This is a genomic window from Pseudomonas sp. G3-39 (assembly GCF_054790485.1).
Map to the genome: position 1 here is coordinate 5,118,424 of NZ_CP186497.1, position 19,604 is coordinate 5,138,027.

The window sequence follows — 19,604 nt, forward strand, 5'->3', positions numbered from 1 at the left end:
GCTCAAGCCTCGACCGCTGCTGGGCAACAGGCACGACCGCTGGCCGCCGCCTCACGTATCGCCTCGACCAGCGCCAATGTTCGCGCGGCATCGGCGGCACTGACCAAGGGTTCGACTTCACGCCGCGCGACCTGCACAAAATGCTGCAGCTGCAACCGCAACGCGTCCCCTGCCTCACACCGTTCTTGCTGCGCAATCAGCGGTTCGTGCCAGCCGGCATCGACTTGATCGGCAGCGTAATGCCAGCACTTGAGTTGCGGAATGCTCAGCGCCCCGGCGGTTCCCGCCAGCAGATAACACGGCTGATCGTCCTGACGCGGATAGACCGGGTTCTCCCCGGAGTTCAGCTCCCAACTCCACGGCGCGGCAACTGCATCGGAACCGCTCAGCGTGCCCAGTGCACCGCCGGCAAATTGCAGTAACACCGCGACACTGTCTTCGTTGGCAACCCCACGCACCGCGTTGTCGGTGACGGCCTGCACCGACTGCACTTCACCGCACAGGTGACGCAGCAGATCGAGGTCGTGAATCAGATTGGTCAGCAACAGGCCCGCCCCCGGTTCACGGCGCCACGGGACCTCGAAATATCGGTCGGGTTTGCGTAACTGGAACAGTGCAGTAACCGTGGTCAGCCGCCCGAGCGCGCCGCTGAGCAACAATTGGTGGGCACGCACGATCAACGGATTGTGCCGCCGATGGTGGCCGACCAGCACCGGCACGCCACTGCGTTTGACTGCCGCCACCAGTTCGCGTGCCTCATCCAGATGCACGCCCACCGGTTTCTCCAGCAACACCGGAACCCCGGCGGCGAGGCAATCCAGCGCCGTGCTGACGTGCTGATTATTCGGATTGGCCACGATCACCGCATCGGGCCGCACCTGCTCCAGCATCTGCCGGTGATCGGCGAAATACGCCACGCCCCACTGCGCCGCCAGCGCGGGAGCCTGCGGGCCGGGATCGGCCACTGCGCATAACCGGGCTTCTTCGAGGGTTTGCAGGTGCTGGTAATGCTGCTGGCCCATGTTGCCAGCGCCGATCAGGGCGATACGAAGGGGCGGAGTCAAGGCGCGATCCTTTTGTGATTGTTGTTGGAAATGTCACTCCAGCAACAATTTAGAACCGCGTTCCACAATCAAACACCCAGTGATGGGAAAACCGTGCGAACACCGCACAACTTTGTACTTGCCGCTGAATCTACAGGCGCGGGTCAGATGAACAATTCGGAAGCCAGGCTCGCCGCCGACAATTCCTCGGTGAACTTCACCAGCAACGGCGCCAATTCGTGCAGTCGCGCGCCGGGCATCCGTGCGCTCGGCCCGGCAATGCTCAGTACGCCGATCACTCGCCCGTCAACCGGATGCTTGACCACCGCGGCAATCGCCGAGGTGCCCACCGCCGAACATTCCTCGACACAGGCATAACCCTGTTCCCGCGCCAGGCGCAGGCGCTCCAGCAGTTCGATATTGGAGCGCGGCGCATTCGGCCCGACGCCCACCGGTACTTCCGCGCCCTGGCGCTCGACCAGCGACAAGGCCTCGGCATCGCTCATGCAGGCCAGCCACGCGTGCCCGGAAGCGGTGTAAAACAGCGGCGCATCGCGACCCATGTCCGGGTCATAACGCAGGCCCGTCCGTGCGCCCTGCGCCTTGGCGATCCAGGTCTGGCGCTCGCCATCGATCACCCCCAGACGCACCAGTTCACCGGTTTCCTGAGCCAGTCGATCCAGCACCGGTTGCACGATGTCGGCACCGCTGCTCGACAGATACTGAAACCCCATCGCCACCAATTTGGTCGACAGGTGATAGCGCAAAGTCTCGGCATTCTGTCGCACGTAGCCCAGCCGAATCAGCTCCGCGAGCATCCGGTGCGTGGCACTTTTCGGGATGTCCAGTTGCTCGGCCAAGGTCTGCATCGGCAGCCCGCGCGGCTCACTGGTGAGGCTTTCCAGCACGCTGAAAACCCGTTCGATCTGACTGCCGGCCATGGGAAGGTCCAAGTGAAATTTTGCCGATTCTAGAAGACATCCGAGACAAAGCGAAATCCGGAACTGGCCGTGCGATAACCGCCCACTTTACTGAAACATGCCTTGTTGCAGCTGAACTTCATTGGTTAATTTCTGGAATCCAATTCCAATAAACCCAGCTGCGGAGCTTTGCCTGATGCCTGCCGAACTTCCCGAAATCGACTGCGACGTTCTGGTCGTCGGCTCCGGTGCCGCCGGTTTATCCACAGCGGTGACTGCCGCATGGCACGGTCTGAAGGTCATCGTGGTTGAAAAAGATCCGGTGTTCGGCGGTGCCACCGCGTGGTCCGGCGGCTGGGCATGGGTGCCGTGCAATCCGCTGGCCCGACGCGCCGGCATCGTCGAAGACGTCGAGCGACCGCGCACTTACCTGCGCCACGAACTCGGTGAGCATTACGACCCGGCAATGGTCGACGCATTCCTCACTGCCGGGCCACACATGGTCGCGTTTTTCGAACAGCACACCGCTCTGCAATTTGCCGACGGTAACGCCATTGCCGACATTCATGGCGATACGCCCGGCGCGGGCACGGGCGGTCGCTCGGTCATCGCGGCGCCTTACGACGGACGAACAGTCGGACGCCTGCTCAGGCGCCTGCGTACAACAATGCGCGAAACGTCCTTCATGGGCATGCCGATCATGGCCGGCGCCGACCTTTCGGCGTTCCTCAATCTCACCCGTTCGCTGAAAGCCGCGTGGCATGTAACCCGTCGTTTTACCCGACACTTGCTCGATCTGGCGGTACACGGCCGGGCCATGCAATTGGTCAACGGGGTGGCGTTGGTCGCAAGGCTGGCGAAGTCCGCCGAGGACCTTGGCGTTTTGTTATGGGAGTCGGCACCCGTGACCGAGCTGCTGCGCGATGAAGCAGGGGTTTGCGGCGCGCTGGTCAACAGCGCCAAAGGCCCGATCCGCATTCATGCACGCAAAGCCGTGGTGCTGGCCGCCGGCGGATTCGCCAACGACGTCGAACGGCGCAAGGCCTTGTTTCCGCGCACGCCCACGGGTCATGAACACTGGGCACTGCCACCGCTGGCGGTGAACGGCGACGGCCTGCGCCTGGGCGAAAGCGTCGGTGCCACGGTCAATACCGAGCTGGCGTCGCCCGTGGCCTGGGCGCCGGTCTCGCAAGTGCCGCATGCCGACGGCAGCATCGGCCATTTCCCACACATCATCGAACGCGGCAAACCGGGAATCATCGGCGTACTGCGCAACGGCCAGCGCTTCGTCAACGAAGCCAACGGTTACTACGACTACGTCAGCGCCATGGTTGCCGCCACGCCTGAAGGCGAAGAAGTCGCCTCGTGGCTGATCTGCAGCCGCGCCTTTCAACGGCGTTATGGCTTGGGCATGTCGCGGCCATTTCCCGTTCCGGTGTCAGGATTTATCCGCAGCGGCTATCTGAAAACCGGCAACACCCTTGAAGAATTGGCCAGCGCCTGCGGCATCGACCCCAGCGGGTTGCGCCAGACAATGGAGGACTACAACCGCCATGCACGCCACGGCGAGGATCCGTCGTTCGGTCGCGGCGCAACGCCCTATAACCGCAAACAGGGCGATCCGGCGAACCTTCCCAACCCTTGCGTTGCCCCAATAGAGACAGGCCCCTTCTATGCCGTGAAAGTCCAACCGGGCTGCTTCGGCACCTTTGCCGGGCTCAAGGTCAACCCGCAGGCGCAAGTGCTCGATGCCCATGCCCAGCCCATCGCCGGGCTCTACGCCGCCGGTGGCGACATGGCCAGCATCATGGGCGGGCACTATCCGGCAGGCGGGATCAACCTCGGCCCGGCGCTGACTTTCGGCTACATCGCCGCTCGGCATATCGCCGGCATCACTGCTTTCGAACAGGAGATCGACCATGCAGCACATCGTTAACGCCCAGGGTTTGAACATGCCGAAACTCGGCCTCGGCACCTGGCCGATGCTCGGCGACGAATGCACCCGTGCCGTCGAGCAGGCCCTGGAACTCGGCTACCGGCACATCGACACGGCAGCGGCCTACAACAACGAAGACGCGGTCGGACAAGCATTGGCGAATACACCGACACCCCGCGAGCAGATTCATGTCACCACCAAGGTCTGGTGGGACCAGTTGCAACCGGACGCCATGCGCCACTCGATGGAACGAAGCCTCAAGGCCTTGCGCAGCGAGTACGTCGATCTGTTCATGATCCACTGGCCGAGTACCGATTGGGATCTGCCGCGCACTCTCGACACCCTGGCCTCGTTCAAGGAACAGGGTCTGGCGCGCAACATCGGCGTGGCGAATTTTCCGCTGCCGCTGCTGCGCACAGTCGTCGAGGAATACGGCATCCCTCTGTCAGCGATCCAGGTCGAGTACCACGTCCTGCTCGGCCAGAACGCCCTGCTCGACTACGCGCGCCAACACGACCTGGCGCTGACCGCGTACACACCGCTGGCGCGCAACAAGGTCTCGGAGATTCCACAGATTCAGCAGATTGCCGAAAAACACGGCGTGCTGCCGACTCAGGTGGCGTTGAAATGGCTGCTGGATCAGCCCAACGTCGCGGCGATTCCCAAAGCCAGCAGCCGGGCCAATCAACTGGCGAACCTGGCTTCGCTGCAGGTTGAACTGGACGCTGAAGACCGCGCACTGATCGCCGCGCTGCCGAAGAATCAGCGTCAGGTCAGCCCGGATTTCGCCCCGGTGTGGGATGCCTTCGATCGCTGACGCACAGCGCGCCGAGAGAAATCCGCCGACGGATTGAATTAGTCGCGCACACGCTCGTCAATAACAGGCCCGCCCTCGTCACCCGAGGCCGGGCCTGTTTGCGTGTACGCCAATAGACGGACGACCGGACTGGCGCCACACTCCCACACCAGCAACACTCATCACCACGAACAGAAAAGAGGATTCCCACATGCTATGGAAAAAAGGCCGACGCAGTGACAACGTCGTCGATGCCCGTGGCGATGATAGCGGCGGCGGTGGTGGCATGCGGTTCGGTGGCGGCAAAGGCCTGAGCCTGGGGGCGATCCTGCTGATCGTCGGCATCGGCTGGATCACCGGACAGGATCCGTTGCAGATCCTCGGCCAGCTCACCGGGCAAATGACCGAGCAATCGGCACCGGCCAGTACGCAGACGCGTCAGGCGCCACCGGCCAACGACCAGCAGGCCGAATTCGTGCGTTCGATCCTCGGCGATACCGAAGACACCTGGGGCGCCATCTTCCAGCAGGCTGGTCGCCAATATAAGGACCCGACCCTGGTGCTGTTCAGCAACCGGGTGAATTCCGCCTGCGGTCTGGCGACTTCGGCGACCGGCCCGTTCTACTGCCCGGCGGATCAGAAAGTCTATCTGGACATGGCCTTCTTCCAGGAAATGGCCCAGCGCTTCAAGGCCGCCGGCGACTTCGCCCAGGCTTACGTGATCGCGCACGAAGTCGGCCACCATGTGCAGACGCTGCTCGGCGTCTCGGCAAAAATTCAGACGGCCCGTCAGCAGGGCCGGCAGATGCAGGGCGACGGCGGTTTGCTGGTGCGTCAGGAATTGCAGGCCGACTGCCTGGCCGGCGTCTGGGCCTACCATGCGCAGAAGCGCCTGAACTGGCTGGAACCGGGTGACGTCGAAGAGGCCTTGAATGCGGCCAACGCCATCGGTGATGATCGCCTGCAACAACAGGGTCAGGGCCGTGTGGTACCGGACTCGTTTACCCATGGCACGTCGGCGCAAAGGGTGCGCTGGTTCAAAACCGGTTTCGCCCAGGGCCAGGTCGGCCAGTGCGATACCTTCGCGGCGAAAAACCTGTAAATGCGCAAATGGCTTCTGGCTTTACTGATCATCGGCGGCAACGCGCACGCGGCAGGCGTCGATGCCATCAGCCCAGGGCGCCTGCAATTCGAGGCCGGCGAAATGGCCGTTGGCATCAGCCCGGCACCTGAGAAAATCGAGCGGGTGCTGATCGTCATTCACGGTCGTCTGCGCAATGCCGAGACCTATCGCAAGAGTGCCGAGCACGCCACCGAACTGGCAGGGCAAACGGCGCACACGCTGGTGATCGCGCCGCAGTTTCTCAACGAAAGCGACGTCGCGCTGTACTCCCTGCCCAATACATTGCTGCGCTGGAAAGGCAACGAGTGGATGGGCGGCGGGTTATCCACAGGGCCGAAGCCGCTGAGTTCCTACGCCGCACTCGACGCCATCGTCGCCCGGGTCAGCGACCGCAAGCAGTTTCCGGACGTGAAGCAGATCGTGATTTTCGGCCATTCCGGTGGCGGTCAAGTGGTGCAGCGTTATGCCTTGCTGGCCAAGGATCAACCGGCGCTGAAGGCCAATGGCATTCGCCTGCGCTATGTGGTGGCCAATCCGTCGTCGTACGCGTATTTCAACGAACAGCGGCCGGTAGCGTTCGATCACGCACAGTGCCCGGGTTTCAATCGCTGGAAGTACGGGTTGACCGACATGCCGGTGTACGCCGGTGGGCAAACACCGTTGCAGCTTGAGAGCAGCTACATCAAACGCGAAGTGATTTACCTGCTGGGGCAGCAGGACATAGACCCGCAACATCCGGCGCTGGACAAGAGTTGCGCCGCCGAGGCACAAGGCGCGTATCGGCTGGAACGCGGCAAGCTGTTTTTCGGCTACCTGCTGCGCCGGCATCCGGAAGGGGTCAATCAGCGGCTGGTTGAAGTGCCCGGGGTCGGGCATAACGGCGATGGGATGTTGACGTCGCCGGAGGGGCTGAAAGCGCTGTTTGAGCAGTAAGTTGTGCGGTGGATGATCTGGCCTCTTCGCGAGCAGGCTCGCTCCCACATTGGATTGATGCATTACACAAAATCTCTGTGCACCGAAGATCTAATGTGGGAGCGAGCCTGCTCGCGAAGGCTTCCCTTCTGACAACATACATCTCAGACCGAAAGCATCCGCCGCAACTCGACACAATCCTGCGCATGCCAGTCCGTCAGCTCCGGCCACGGATTGTCCGGCAGATTCACCAGCACCGTCCGTGCCCCGGCCGCCCGCCCGCAATCCAGATCAAAGCGGTAATCCCCGACCATCACCATTTCGCTGGCCGGCACGCTCCAGGCTTCGGCCAGTTTCAGCAACCCGCCGGGATGCGGCTTCGGTGGCGCTTCATCGCGGCCCAGCACATCTTCCACGGCGAAGCAGTCGGCCAGGCCGATGGCGTCGAGCGTCACATGCGCCAGCTCCCGTGCGTTGCGCGTCAGGATGCCTAGCCGATAGCCGCGCCCGTGCAGGTCGCGCACCAGCTCCACCGCACCGGCCGCCGGTTTCGAGCCCAGCGCCAGATCGCGCTCATGCTCCAGCAACCACGCGTGTTTCGCTGCGGCCTCCTCGGCCGGCAGCGCTGCAAGGTGGGTAAGAATGTCGTCCTCGGGCGGAATCGCCAGCGCCACGCGGATCGCCGCAAAGTCATGCACGGCGATGGTCAGGGTGCCGTCCATGTCGAACACCCAGTGCTTCACATCGCTCAGGCTCATGCCCAATCCTTGCGGTGACGAATCAGGCCTTCCTGGGTCACCGACGCCACCAGTTGCCCGGCGCGGTTGTACACGCTGCCACGGGAGAATCCACGGGAATTGCCGGCCCACGGGCTGTCCATCGCGTAGAGCAACCAGTCATCGGCGCGCAGATCGTTATGGAACCACAGCGCGTGATCGAGGCTGGCGACCTGCATGTCTTTCTGCCAGACCGACTTGCCGTGCGGCAGCATCGAGGTGGTCAGCAGACCGAAGTCCGAGGCGTAGGCCAGCAGGTACTTGTGCAGCGCCGGAATATCCGCCAGCGCACCGTCGGCACGGAACCACACATACTTCACCGGATCGGCCGGCTGCGGGTTGTACGGATCCTTTTCGGTGACCGGGCGCACTTCGATCGGTTTCGGGCACAGCAGTTTTTCGCGCATGTGTTCGGGGATCAGGTGCGCGCGTTGCTGGGTCAGTTCCAGCTCCGACGGCAGGTTTTCCGGGCCAACCACCACCGGCATCTGGCTCTGATGCTCGAAGCCAGCCTCGTCGTACTGGAACGACGCGCTGCAGGTGAAGATCGGGTGGCCCTTCTGGATCGCAGTGACCCGTCGGGTGCTGAAGCTGCCGCCGTCACGCACGCGATCCACCGAATACACCACCGGCAACTTGGCATCGCCCGGACGCAGGAAATAACCGTGCATCGAATGCACATGGCGCGCCTCTTCAACCGTCTGACTGGCCGCCGACAGCGACTGACCGAGTACCTGACCACCGAACAACTGACGGAAACCCAAGTCCTGGCTGCGGCCACGGAACAGGTTTTCCTCGATTGGCTCCAGGGTCAGCAGGTCGACCAGATCTTCCAACACTTGGCTCATTCAGACTCTCCTCACACAACGCTATGCCGCGCAGTCTTGGCTGCGGCGGCCCATTCAGGTTCTGGCGCGAGCCACTGTCGCGCCATTGTAAACGTCCGTGTCGGCTTAGCCATGCAGGGTTTGCAGCCATTGCTCCCTGGTAATTCGGTACAACAAATGCCGGCGCAACGGGTGATCGACGGCAAGTTTGGGGTGATCGAAATCATCGGCCGGATCGTGCTGCATGCCAATCGCCTGCATGACTTTCTCCGACGGCAGATTGCTCTGGGCGGTGAAAGACACGATTTCCTTCAGTCCCAGCCGATCAAAACCTGCGCGCAATGCCGTCCAAGCCGCCTCACTGGCATAGCCCAGCCCCCAATGCTCACGGGCCAGACGCCAGCCGATTTCCACCGCCGGGGTGAACGGCGCATCGAAACCGACCACACCCAGGCCAGTGAAACCGATGAACTCACCGCTGTCCTTGCGCTCCAGCGCCCACAGACCGAAACCGTGCTCGGCAAAATGCCCGCGCACCCGGCCAATCATCGAGGCACTTTCCAGACGGCTGAGCGGGGCCGGAAAGTAACGCATCACCTGAGGATCGGCGCACATCGCCGCAAATGCCGGCAAATCCTCGTCGCGCCACTGACGCATCAGCAGGCGTGCGCTTTCGAGTTGCTGAATCGGCTCCATCATGCCCCTCCATTTCCATGCCGCAAGTCTACATCGCTGGTAGGATCGTTCACTCTTTCCATCGTTCCTACATGAAGTTGCCATGCCCCTGCCGCTGATCTACCACGAAGACTACAGCCCCGAGTTTCCGGCGGATCACCGCTTTCCGATGGACAAATTCCGCTTGCTGCGCGACCACCTGGTCGACAGCGGCCTGACCCGCGACGCCGACCTGCTGCGTCCCGAGATCTGCCCCAACGACATCCTCGCCCTGGCGCATGACCGCCGCTATATCGAACGCTACATGAGCGGCGAGTTGTCTCGCGAAGACCAGCGGCGACTTGGCCTGCCGTGGAACGAAGCCTTGGCGCGGCGCACGGTGCGCGCAGTTGGCGGCTCGATTCTGGCGGCAGAAAAAGCCTTGGAGCATGGTCTGGCCTGTCACCTCGCCGGCGGCACCCATCACGCCCACTACGACTACCCGGCCGGGTTCTGCATCTTCAACGACATGGCGATCATCAGCCATTACCTGCTGCAAAGCGGTCGGGTGAACCGTGTGCTGATCTTCGATTGCGACGTGCATCAGGGCGACGGCACCGCGCGGATCCTCCACGACACGCCGGAGGCCATTACCGTTTCCCTGCACTGCGAAAAAAATTTTCCTGCACGCAAGGCCGAAAGTGACTGGGACATTCCGCTGCCCAACGGCATGGGCGATGCCGACTATCTGCAGGTGGTGAATGACACGCTCAACTACCTGCTGCCGCTGTATCAACCGGATCTGGTGCTGTACGACGCCGGGGTCGATGTGCACAAGGACGATGCCCTCGGTTATCTGCAGCTGACAGACGAAGGCGTCGCCGCCCGCGATGAAAGCGTGATGCGCCATTGTCTGGGCCGCGACATCCCGGTGGTCGGCGTGATCGGCGGCGGCTACAGCAAGGATCGCCACGCCCTCGCCCGCCGCCACGGCATCCTGCATCACAGCGCGCAACGGGTCTGGACGTCACACGGTTGTCACTAAGCTGTGCTGCGTTACCCACAATGGCTGTGGAACGGCCTGTGGATAACCTGAGCGAAAGGGACTACAGCCCATATCGAACATGGCGTACAGCGCGATGGTTATTTTTTAACCACATACTGAATTCACCTCGATCTCTTTGTAGGAGTGAGTCTGCTCGCGATGGCGGACCAACATTCAGCACTTATGTCGCCTGATAAACCGCCATCGCGAGCAGGCTCACTCCTACAAAGGTCTGCGCTGTTAGAATGCGCGCCTTATCCCGCCATACCGCAGCGCACGCCATGACCCAGAACTCCGCCCCCCACCCCGCTCACGTCGCCATCATCGGCGGTGGCCCCGCCGGCCTGATGGCCGCCGAAGTGTTGAGCCAGGCCGGCGTGCGCGTCGATCTGTACGACGGCATGCCCTCGGTGGGGCGCAAGTTCCTGCTGGCCGGGGTCGGCGGCATGAACATCACCCACTCCGAGCCTTACCCGGCATTCCTCGCGCGCTACGCCGAACGCGCGCCGCAGATCGCGCCACTGCTGCGCGGCTTCGATGCCGACGCGCTGTGCCGCTGGATTCATGATCTGGGCATCGAGACCTTCATCGGCAGCTCCGGCCGGGTATTTCCCACCGACATGAAAGCCGCGCCGCTGCTGCGCGCCTGGCTCAAACGCCTGCGCGACAGCGGCGTGGTTATCCACACCCGCCATCGCTGGCTCGGCTGGGATGAACACGATGCGCTGCGCATCGCCAGCCCCGACGGCGAAATCACCGTCAAACCCGACGCCACCCTGCTCGCCCTCGGCGGTGGCAGTTGGTCGCGCCTGGGTTCGGATGGCGCGTGGATGCTGCCTCTGGAACAAAAAGGCGTAGGGCTGGCGCCGTTACAACCAAGCAATTGTGGCTTCGAAGTGCAGGCCTGGAGCGAGTTCCTTGTCAGCAAATTCGCCGGCGCACCGCTGAAAAATGTCGCCATCGGTTTGAACGACGATATCCCGCGCTTGGGCGAATGCGTGATTACCGCAACCGGGGTCGAAGGCAGCCTGATCTATGCGCTGTCGGCACCGATTCGCGAGGCGATCAATACGCAGGGTTCAGCCACGGTGCACATCGATCTGTTGCCCGGCCGACCTGTGGATAAATTGCAGGCAGCGTTGAGCAAGCCACGCGGTTCACGCTCGATGGCCAAGCATCTGCACAGTCAGGTCGGAATTGATGGGGTGAAAGCGGCGTTGTTGCGTGAATTGACTGACGCGGCAACCTTCGCTGATCCGGCGTTGCTGGCGCGGGCGATCAAGGCGTTGCCGCTGACCCTGGTGAAAGCGCGGCCCCTGGACGAAGCCATCAGTAGCGCCGGTGGCGTGACGTTTGAGGCGATGGGTGAGCGCTTGATGCTCAAGGCGTTGCCGGGGGTGTTTTGTGCGGGGGAGATGCTGGATTGGGAGGCGCCAACGGGCGGGTATCTGCTGACGGCGTGTTTTGCCAGCGGGCGTGCGGCGGGATTGGCAATGTTGGAGTGGTTGCAGAGTAAGGGCTGAAGACCGCGGCGCGCCCTTCGCGAGCAAGCCCGCTCCCACAGGAGATCTGCATTTCACTGAAGACCAATGTGGGAGCGGGCTTGCTCGCGAAGGCGCCTTTACAGACAGCGCATCAAATCAAGGCTTGCGCTTGCGTGGCCCGGTATTAAATACCGGCACTTTTCGCACAGGCTTGATCGACGGCTCCGGCGCCTGGGTGTCGCCACTGTCGACCCACTTGCCCAGATTGCGCTTGCCACCACCGCCGCCGGACGTTTTCGGCTTTTTCGGTTTCTTCGGCTTCTTGATCACCTGACCGCTGGCATCGGTATCCGGCACGCGGTGCTCAGGTTCGAAATCCGGTTCGTTCTGGCGCTTCAGGGTCTGACGCGTGAGCATCTCGATTGCCGAGAGCATGTTAACTTCATCCGCGCACACCAGCGAGATCGCCTCGCCCGTCGCGCCCGCACGGCCAGTACGACCGATGCGGTGGATGTAATCCTCGGCGACGATCGGCAGGTCGAAGTTGACCACCAGCGGCAAATCTTCGATATCCAGACCACGGGCAGCGACGTCGGTCGCCACCAGAATCTGCACTTCGCTGAGTTTGAAACGATCCAGCGCACGCTGACGGGTCGCCTGCGGTTTGTCGCCATGGATGCCGTCGGCGTTCACACCGAGGCCCTGGAGTTTTTCCACCAGCGCATCGACGCCATTGCGGGTCTTGGCAAACACCAGCACCTGCTTCCACTTGTTCTTGCGCATCAAGTGCACGAACAGTTCCGGCTTGCGCTTCTTGTCCACCGTCACCACCCACTGTTTGACGGTGCTGGCCGCGACGTTGCGCGGGCTGACTTCGATGCTCAGCGGATCGTTGAGCATCTGCCCGGCGAGCAGGCGAATGTCATCGGAGAAGGTCGCGGAGAACAGCAGCGTCTGGCGCTTCTTCGGCAGCATGCGGTAAATGTTCGCCAGTTCTTCGGAGAAGCCCAGGTCGAGCATGCGGTCGGCTTCGTCGAGCACCAGAGTTTGCAACTGATCGAGTTTCAACGCGTTCTGGCGGAACAGGTCGATCAGGCGACCAGGCGTGGCGACCAGCACATCAACGCCGCCGCGCAGCTTCATCATCTGCGGGTTGATGCTGACGCCGCCGTACACCGCATACGTACGCAATGGCAGGTTTTCAGCGTATTGGCGCACCGACTCATGAACCTGCTCCGCCAGCTCGCGGGTCGGCACCAGAATCAGTGCACGCGCCGAATTGGCGGCCACTTTCGGCCCTTCCATGGCCAGCAACTGCAGCAGCGGCAAGGCGAAACCGGCGGTCTTGCCGGTACCGGTCGGGGCCGCAGCCATCAGGTCGCGACCGGCCAGCACGGCCGGAATGGCTTGCGCCTGAACCGGCGTTGGAGTCTGGTAGCCGAGCTTCTCAAGGGAGCGCAGCAAGGGTTCGATCAGGCCAAGGGTGGCGAAAGTCATGGGAGTACCGTAGGAAAATTCAGCGCAATTGTGCGACACGAGTGTGCAATGGCGCGCAGTTTACCCTAATTCACACGCTGTTCTGCTGGAACGGCAGTCTTCGGCGGCTCCGCGACGAGCGGCCGCGCCGGCCGCCGCCACTGTGGCAGACCGATCAGCACCACGGCACTGATGATCACCAGCATCGCCAGCGCTTCTTCCATGCCGATGGTCTCGCCGACAAACACGATCCCCAGCAATACCGCCACCGCCGGGTTGACGTAGGCATAACTGGTGGCCGCCGCAGGACGCACGTGCTTGAGCAGGTACATGTAGGAATTGAAAGCGATGATCGAGCCGAAGAAGATCAGATAACCCAAGGCCAGCCAGCCTTCCACCGGTGGCAAGGCTTGCAGATGTTCGCCGCTGACCGCGCTGCCGATCAGCAAGACAACACCGCCCACCAGCATCTCCACGGCACTGGCCATCGCCCCTTGCGGCAGCGGCAGGTGTTTGCTCCACACCGAGCCGAACGCCCAGGTCGCCGCTGCAAAAATCAACAACGCCGCGCCCAGCGGACTCGATTGCAGGTTGGAACCCATGTTGAGCATGGCGATGCCGACAATTCCCAACGCCACCCCGGCCCACTCCAGGCGAGTATTGCGCGCGCCCCAGAAATAGCCGAAGAGCAAGGTGAACAACGGCACCGTCGCCACCGCCAGTGCCGCCACGCCGGAAGCCACGCCGGTGTGCTCGGCGACACTGACTGCGCCGTTACCGAAGCTGAGCAGCAGAATCCCGATGATCCCCGCCGCTTTCCACTGCGCCCAGGTCGGCGCCGGCGCCCCGCGCCAGCGCAGGAAGGCGTACATCAGGCTGCCGGCAATCACGAAGCGCACCCCGCCGAGCATCAGCGGCGGCCAGTATTCGACGCCGAGGCGGATCACCAGATAGGTCGATCCCCAAATCACGTACAGCGCAAAAAACGCGGCGATCAGCGGCAGAGAAAAACGGCGCAAGGCAGGCATGGGCAGCTCGACAGTCAGAGGCAGGGTGTGAATTATTCTAGAAAGGCCCGCGAGCAAAAATAAGCTACAAAACCTGTTTATCGCGCCGGTACACTTTTGAAACAACGGAGATCGACGGGATAAACCACGATTTCGAAAGTCTGGCAATTTCAGGAGTCCGGCCTTGGACAAATACGACCGCATGCTGCTCAGCGCCCTGTTGGAAAACGGTCGCGCGTCTTATGCCGATCTGGCGCGCAAAGTGAACCTGTCCGCCCCGGCAGTGGCCGAGCGCGTGGCCAAGCTTGAAGCCGCCGGAGTGATCACCGGGTATCAGGCGAACATCGACCTGTCGAAAATCGGTTTGCCGATCCAGTGCATGATCGAATTGCGCCTGCACCAGAACGGCAGCCAGAAGGTCTACGACGAACTGGTGAAAATCCCGCAGCTGACCGAGTGCTTTCGGGTGACGGGCGATCCGTGCGTGATGATGAAAGGCGCGGTGGGCTCGATGACGGAGCTGGAAGAATTGATCAATCGCGTGGCGAAGTTCGGCTTCAGCAAGACCTCGATTGTGCTGTCGAGCGCGATCGAGAAGCGCGTGCCGCTCGGTCATATCGAAGGCAACGGCAAGTAAATACAGATGAGTCCGAATCTGCTGCGGGGAACGAGTTGGCTCGCTCCCACAGACAACTGGCCAGATCAGCAATCAATCTCTGATCGCTGAATCAATGGAAAGCCCTCAACAGTAGCCGCGCCCTTCCTGTGTCACCAGATACGGCATATCTCGCATCCGCACCCACGGCTCGTTTCGCCAGTGCAGGATCTTCAACGTTTCGCCCGCAAGACTCATCAAACGTACATGAGGGCCAGAAACTGACTTCGATTCCTGATGAAGCATCGGCACTACCTGATGCGTCAGCCAACGGCGCAGGTGACGGTTTTCCGGGCAGTAGTGATAGACCAGCATTGCGTAAACCCCAGACTCGCTCAGCATCAACGTCTCTTGAGCACCGTCATTTCCGGAAAGATACATCATCTGCCGCTGGTCCTCATCCAGCTTGACCACTTGTCGCGCGTTGATTTCCAGCCCCATGAGGCGACCAACGTCTCGGGCGCAGAACCAGGCTTCCGAATGCTGCAGAGTGGCTCTCAATTGAATGTGGTGGCGGATGAACGACTGAGGGTGAATTGGCGTTTCACGGGTGTTTGCTGAACCGAAATCTTCAGCGTGCGTGGGGACAACCTTGACCATGACAAATCTCCTTTTGAATATCGGAGCTGCCAGCATCACTTGCAGATGATGGGTGGCAGCTGTGCACGGGTCTGCAAGACCGAGTAGGAGACCTCGGCAGACCCGAAGGTCTCCCGCACACAGCTACCATTAATCGTGGTCGCTAATTGAAGCGACGCGATTATAGGTTTGCCAGTGGTCTCCTAACAAACTATCGACGGGCTTGCAGTCCCGGCCGCTGAATTGGCAGCGACGTCTAGAGGTTAGAGACCCGGAAGACCGGGCGCAAGACGGACATTCCCTAATGTTAAGTAGGAGTAATCGACAATCCCAAAACGCAATTAAACCTAATGAGTTACCTCTCAACCCAGGGGCTCGAGGATTTGATGCAACGTCCAAAATCGGCACGACGCGCTTCCGATCAGTCGTGATATCAACAGCTGGAAAAAACCGAATGCGGTCCTATCCTGAAGCGCCTCTGTACTCAAGGAAGAAAATCAGCCATTTGCAGCTAATTCTCCAGCACAAGGGCAGCGGCTATGCAAAAATGCCGTCCAAAAGCTGCACGGAAGCCATATTCTCAGGGAAAAACACTAGGGCTGAAGTCCCTCCCCTGAATCAAAGTAGCTTCGGCAAAATTAATGCGCTTCAACACGTAACGTGATGAGGCTAGGAGATTATGAATGGCACGGGCCGACTTACTTGTTAGCCTTGTTCAGTCTGGAATACGAGGCGACAAGACTAAGTTACGAAAGGTAACTGAAGCGTTAATTGCTGAAGAGCGCTCAAAACAGCATAAAATTCTCGCTGACAGGCTAGAAAGCGTCCTAAACAATACGCCGGACGCACCCTCCATGGCACCCACAAACAGCATCGCCGTAGCGAGTCGTCAGGCTGATTTTTTTAGCGAAAAAACCCCACAACGGAAAATCGACGATTTAATACTCCCGAAAGACATCTCCAACATATGCAGAAGTCTTATCCAGGAACATCATCGCGTTGAGCTTTTGCGTTCCTACAACTTAGAACCTAGGAATAGAATTCTACTAATAGGACCACCAGGAAATGGAAAAACCTCTTTAGCCGAGGCCATTGCAGAAGCACTAATGGTTCCGCTATTAGTAGTTCGTTATGAAAACATAATAGGCACATATCTTGGTGAAACAGCAGTACGTTTAAAAAATCTTTTCGACTATGCAGCAAGTAGAAAGTGCGTGCTATTTTTCGATGAATTTGAAACCCTCGGCAAAGAGCGCGGCGACACCCACGAAACTGGTGAAATAAAACGCGTAGTTAGCTCACTACTATTACAGATAGACAACCTCCCGAGTCACGTAGTTGTCATCGGCGCAACTAATCATGCCGAGTTGCTTGACCGCGCAGTGTGGCGAAGATTTCAGGTTAGAATTAATATTCCGAGCCCTACTAGAGCTCGTCTGACCGAGTGGTTTGAGCGCTATCAAATCAAATCAAAAGTTTCATTTGGACATACGTCATCTGCTTTAGCCCGAAGATTGCACGGCTCAAATTTCTCTGAAGTAGAAGAATTTTGTAAAAACATCATTCGTCAGTACGTCCTTGACCAACCAAATTCGAATATCAATAAAATTGTTGCCAACGAACTAAAACTACTGCCTTTACAAACAGCCAAAACAGAACAACTGGAAAATATGGAGTAACGGATGACCGAGCGCCCTCTTTTGTGGTTTCCTCAACCAGAACCTGCATCTCGATCCGCGCTGCAAGGTGGCGGCGGAAACCTCAATAAACCAAACCATCAGGTACAGGGGGAGCGCGTCGGAATTAAGCTAACCGAACTCCAGAGGGCATTTGAAGCAAGACGGATCGAGCTCCAAAATAGCGCCGCCGGACTTGACCCAGAACAAGTTCTAGTCATTGAAACCATTGGATCTGTAGAAGACTTTTACAAAGCAGCAAAAAAAATCGATGGCCTTGAATGGATGGGTGAAATAGAAATTGATGACATCCCACCCGACGAATTCTTTTCAAACCCTGAAAAACCAGAGAAAAACCTTAAAGGCAGGTTATATCTGGTTCTAACAAATCAACAAGCACTCACAGAGATGCTTTCTCTTTGGAACCACTACAAGGACCAACCTGATCCAAAGCTGAAGTTTGACAAAGGGCTAACCAAATTTCGCGATGTATTTTGCCATTTGCGAGATATCAGAAGGTGGGGACCTCAAGATAGACTCTTGGAAACAGGAGTTCTTGAAATATGGCAAGAAGAGTTAGAGGATCCGCACTTCCAGAATCGAGCAGTAAGATTTGAGACAGAGCTTTGGTATAGGAATACTTTAGAGAAACGAAGGGAAAGCGAAGCCACAGTCACCTCTCTAATCCAACAACTAGGCGGCCAAATAATTAGCCAATGTTCTCTCAGCGGAATAAACTACCATGCGATTCTCGCTGAGCTTCCAGCGAATAGAATACAAGAGATCATAAACACACCTGAAACTGAGCTAGTCAAGTGTGACAACATTATGTTCTTTCGCCCAACAGGTCAGATCTCTGCAGGAGATCGACCAATTGAGGATTTTTCAGAGCCGTCTAGCCGAGAGATTGACTCAGCTGCGCAGGGCCAGCCAATACTAGCAATTTTTGATGGACTGCCTTTCGCCAACCATGAGCTTTTACAGAACCGAGTAATTATTGATGATCCCGATGACTGGGCAGCAGATTACCCTGCAAACGAAAGGCTACACGGCACAACAATGGCATCACTCGCGGTGCACGGTGATTTAAATTCTAATCAAGCTCCGTTGAGTAGTCCGATTTATATTCGGCCAATAATGAAGCCAGACATCAATGACTTCAGATCTCCTAGAAGGGAAAGTCTCCCATCCGATCAGCTTTCAGTCGATCTATTGCACAGAGCAGTTAGGAGACTTTATGAAAATGACAGCGGAGAAGCTCCCGCAGCCCCTACTGTTAAGATAGTTAATCTATCTATAGGCGATCCCAGCCGTCAATTCTCTCAAACAATGAGCCCTCTAGCCCGATTACTAGACTGGCTGAGTTATAAATACGGCGTGCTTTTTATTATCAGCGCCGGCAATCAACTAAGCTCTGTTCCCCTCGATCTAACGCTTGACCAACTGGAAGCTTTGACACCTGATCAGATCGAAGAAAAATCGATACATGCGCTACTCTTAAATGCTCGTACCCGGTCACTTTTTTCGCCGGCAGAGTGCATTAATGGAATGAGTGTGGGTGCGGTACATTACGATTACGCAAACGCTGCAAACTTGGCTAATAGATTTGATCCGTTCACTAGCCTACTACCGAGCCCAGTATCGCCATTCGGCAGCGGCTATAGGCGCGCCATTAAACCAGACCTTGTTTACTTCGGCGGAAAGCAATGGTATGACAAACCATTTTTAGGCCGAAATACAGTATCACTGACCATTTCCAACTCTTTCGCCGCGCCAGGAAATAAAGTTGCGATTCCCGGCCAACAAGGCAGTTTAGATTCCAGTGCATATACCCGTGGAACCAGCAATGCCACAGCATTAGTAAGTCGGGCTGCGGTTCTTTGTCATGACAATCTCATGGAAATAGTCCAACAAAATCCCACGAACGGTTTCAGTGACATCTACACAGCGCCAATTATAAAAGCGATGCTGGCACATGGATGTTCTTGGAATGATATTGCCCCGAGAATTTTTGCGGCACTAGATGTATTGGAAAATGTTGAACAACCGGGATCCTGGGCAAGTCGGTGGATTGGCTATGGAATTCCCGACATCAGCAAGGTCCTTGAATGCACACCTCAACGAGCAACAATAATCGGTTTTGGGCAACTAGGTGACGGTCAGGCTCATGTTTACAAAATGCCTCTACCTCCGTCTCTTGGTGCACGCAGAGACTGGAGAAAGCTAACTGTTACTCTTGCATGGTTTTCTCCGACTCAACCAAACACACAAAAATATAGAACAGCAAGTATGTGGTTCGAAGCAAGCAACCCTTTAGCAAATGAGCGCCAAGAAGCTGCGGGTGGTCGCTCAGGTTGGCAAGCTGTACGGAGAGGAACACTTCAACATGAAGTGTTCGAAGGTGAGAACGCACACCCTTTCATTGAAGGTGATCATTTAAATATAAAGATCAATTGCCGGAAAGAAGCCGCAGAAATTGACTCGATGATACCTTACGGAATAATTGTCTCTTTAGAGGTTCGCGAAGGTGTTGAACTGCCAATTTACCAGGAAGTTAGAGACAGAGTGCGTGTTCAGCCTCCAATTCAGGTGCAGCAAAATACCGCCGGAGTTTAAAAATCAAATGCGGCAGCTTCGCTGCCGCAACACGACTTACACAATGAGGCAGGACGTTATTTCACATTAGTTTTAAGTT

At 58.5% G+C, this 19,604-nt stretch carries 17 protein-coding genes; 9 read left to right on the plus strand and 8 right to left on the minus strand.

Annotated features, from left to right (window positions below; translation table 11 throughout):
• Positions 1-2 precede the first annotated feature (2 nt).
• Positions 3-1,064, minus strand: coding sequence for a Gfo/Idh/MocA family protein (locus ACOYXG_RS23075; protein ID WP_103367269.1), 1,062 nt, complete (start codon positions 1,062-1,064; stop codon positions 3-5).
• A gap of 143 nt (positions 1,065-1,207) precedes the next feature.
• On the minus strand, positions 1,208-1,984 hold the full coding sequence (locus tag ACOYXG_RS23080; protein ID WP_027612860.1) for an IclR family transcriptional regulator: 777 nt from the start codon (positions 1,982-1,984) through the stop codon (positions 1,208-1,210).
• Between the two features lie 175 nt (positions 1,985-2,159).
• On the opposite strand from ACOYXG_RS23080, the gene ACOYXG_RS23085 reads away from it, so the two are divergent.
• The 4 genes from ACOYXG_RS23085 to ACOYXG_RS23100 all read left to right on the plus strand — a co-directional run bounded on the left by ACOYXG_RS23085 (position 2,160) and on the right by ACOYXG_RS23100 (position 6,751).
• Entirely contained in the window at positions 2,160-3,899 is a 1,740-nt protein-coding gene (locus ACOYXG_RS23085; protein ID WP_460354180.1) for an FAD-dependent oxidoreductase, read from the plus strand.
• Positions 3,883-4,716, plus strand: a complete 834-nt coding sequence (locus ACOYXG_RS23090) for an aldo/keto reductase (RefSeq protein WP_336839745.1) — start codon at positions 3,883-3,885, stop codon at positions 4,714-4,716. The genes ACOYXG_RS23085 and ACOYXG_RS23090 overlap by 17 nt, the downstream gene beginning before the upstream one ends.
• A 190-nt stretch (positions 4,717-4,906) precedes the next feature.
• On the plus strand, positions 4,907-5,797 hold the full coding sequence (ypfJ, locus tag ACOYXG_RS23095) for a KPN_02809 family neutral zinc metallopeptidase (protein WP_027612863.1): 891 nt from the start codon (positions 4,907-4,909) through the stop codon (positions 5,795-5,797).
• Positions 5,798-6,751 (plus strand): alpha/beta fold hydrolase, encoded by a 954-nt coding sequence (locus ACOYXG_RS23100; RefSeq protein WP_027612864.1) that lies wholly within the window; start codon positions 5,798-5,800, stop codon positions 6,749-6,751. It abuts the gene before it with no gap.
• 143 nt (positions 6,752-6,894) lie between these two features.
• Here ACOYXG_RS23100 and ACOYXG_RS23105 read toward each other — a convergent pair whose 3' ends face one another.
• From ACOYXG_RS23105 to ACOYXG_RS23115, 3 genes are all read right to left on the minus strand, one after another.
• Positions 6,895-7,488, minus strand: coding sequence for an HAD family hydrolase (locus tag ACOYXG_RS23105; protein WP_097089301.1), 594 nt, complete (start codon positions 7,486-7,488; stop codon positions 6,895-6,897).
• Positions 7,485-8,354, minus strand: coding sequence for an acyl-CoA thioesterase II (gene tesB, locus ACOYXG_RS23110; protein WP_003228466.1), 870 nt, complete (start codon positions 8,352-8,354; stop codon positions 7,485-7,487). Before tesB ends, ACOYXG_RS23105 begins: the two co-directional genes overlap by 4 nt.
• A 105-nt stretch (positions 8,355-8,459) precedes the next feature.
• Complete coding sequence (locus tag ACOYXG_RS23115; RefSeq protein ID WP_103367265.1) at positions 8,460-9,029, minus strand: GNAT family N-acetyltransferase; 570 nt, start codon at positions 9,027-9,029, stop codon at positions 8,460-8,462.
• An 82-nt stretch (positions 9,030-9,111) separates the two neighbouring features.
• Between ACOYXG_RS23115 and ACOYXG_RS23120 the strand changes: the two genes are divergently transcribed.
• Positions 9,112-10,032, plus strand: a complete 921-nt coding sequence (locus ACOYXG_RS23120) for a histone deacetylase family protein (protein ID WP_460354185.1) — start codon at positions 9,112-9,114, stop codon at positions 10,030-10,032.
• Positions 10,033-10,313: 281 nt separating this feature from the next.
• Positions 10,314-11,555 carry a TIGR03862 family flavoprotein gene (locus ACOYXG_RS23125; RefSeq protein ID WP_460354188.1) on the plus strand — a complete coding sequence of 414 codons (1,242 nt, stop codon included), beginning with the start codon at positions 10,314-10,316 and terminating at the stop codon, positions 11,553-11,555.
• Between the two features lie 117 nt (positions 11,556-11,672).
• Here the strand turns inward: ACOYXG_RS23125 and ACOYXG_RS23130 are convergent, their stop codons facing one another.
• Together ACOYXG_RS23130 and yedA are read right to left on the minus strand one after the other, a co-directional pair.
• The gene (locus ACOYXG_RS23130; RefSeq protein ID WP_460354191.1) at positions 11,673-13,013 is read right to left on the minus strand and encodes a DEAD/DEAH box helicase; all 1,341 of its coding nucleotides are present in this window, start codon (positions 13,011-13,013) and stop codon (positions 11,673-11,675) included.
• Between the two features lie 65 nt (positions 13,014-13,078).
• Complete coding sequence (yedA, locus tag ACOYXG_RS23135; protein WP_460354193.1) at positions 13,079-14,020, minus strand: drug/metabolite exporter YedA; 942 nt, start codon at positions 14,018-14,020, stop codon at positions 13,079-13,081.
• 163 nt (positions 14,021-14,183) lie between these two features.
• On the opposite strand from yedA, the gene ACOYXG_RS23140 reads away from it, so the two are divergent.
• On the plus strand, positions 14,184-14,636 hold the full coding sequence (locus ACOYXG_RS23140) for an Lrp/AsnC family transcriptional regulator (RefSeq protein ID WP_460354196.1): 453 nt from the start codon (positions 14,184-14,186) through the stop codon (positions 14,634-14,636).
• 105 nt (positions 14,637-14,741) lie between these two features.
• Here ACOYXG_RS23140 and ACOYXG_RS23145 read toward each other — a convergent pair whose 3' ends face one another.
• A complete protein-coding gene (locus tag ACOYXG_RS23145; RefSeq protein ID WP_460354198.1) occupies positions 14,742-15,254 on the minus strand; it encodes a BRO-N domain-containing protein in 513 nt (170 codons plus the stop codon).
• A 662-nt stretch (positions 15,255-15,916) separates the two neighbouring features.
• On the opposite strand from ACOYXG_RS23145, the gene ACOYXG_RS23150 reads away from it, so the two are divergent.
• Positions 15,917-16,912: an AAA family ATPase gene (locus tag ACOYXG_RS23150; RefSeq protein WP_460354201.1), complete on the plus strand. Its 996-nt coding sequence runs from the start codon at positions 15,917-15,919 to the stop codon at positions 16,910-16,912.
• Between the two features lie 3 nt (positions 16,913-16,915).
• Positions 16,916-19,525, plus strand: coding sequence for a S8 family peptidase (locus tag ACOYXG_RS23155; RefSeq protein ID WP_460354204.1), 2,610 nt, complete (start codon positions 16,916-16,918; stop codon positions 19,523-19,525).
• Positions 19,526-19,604: the final 79 nt, after the last annotated feature.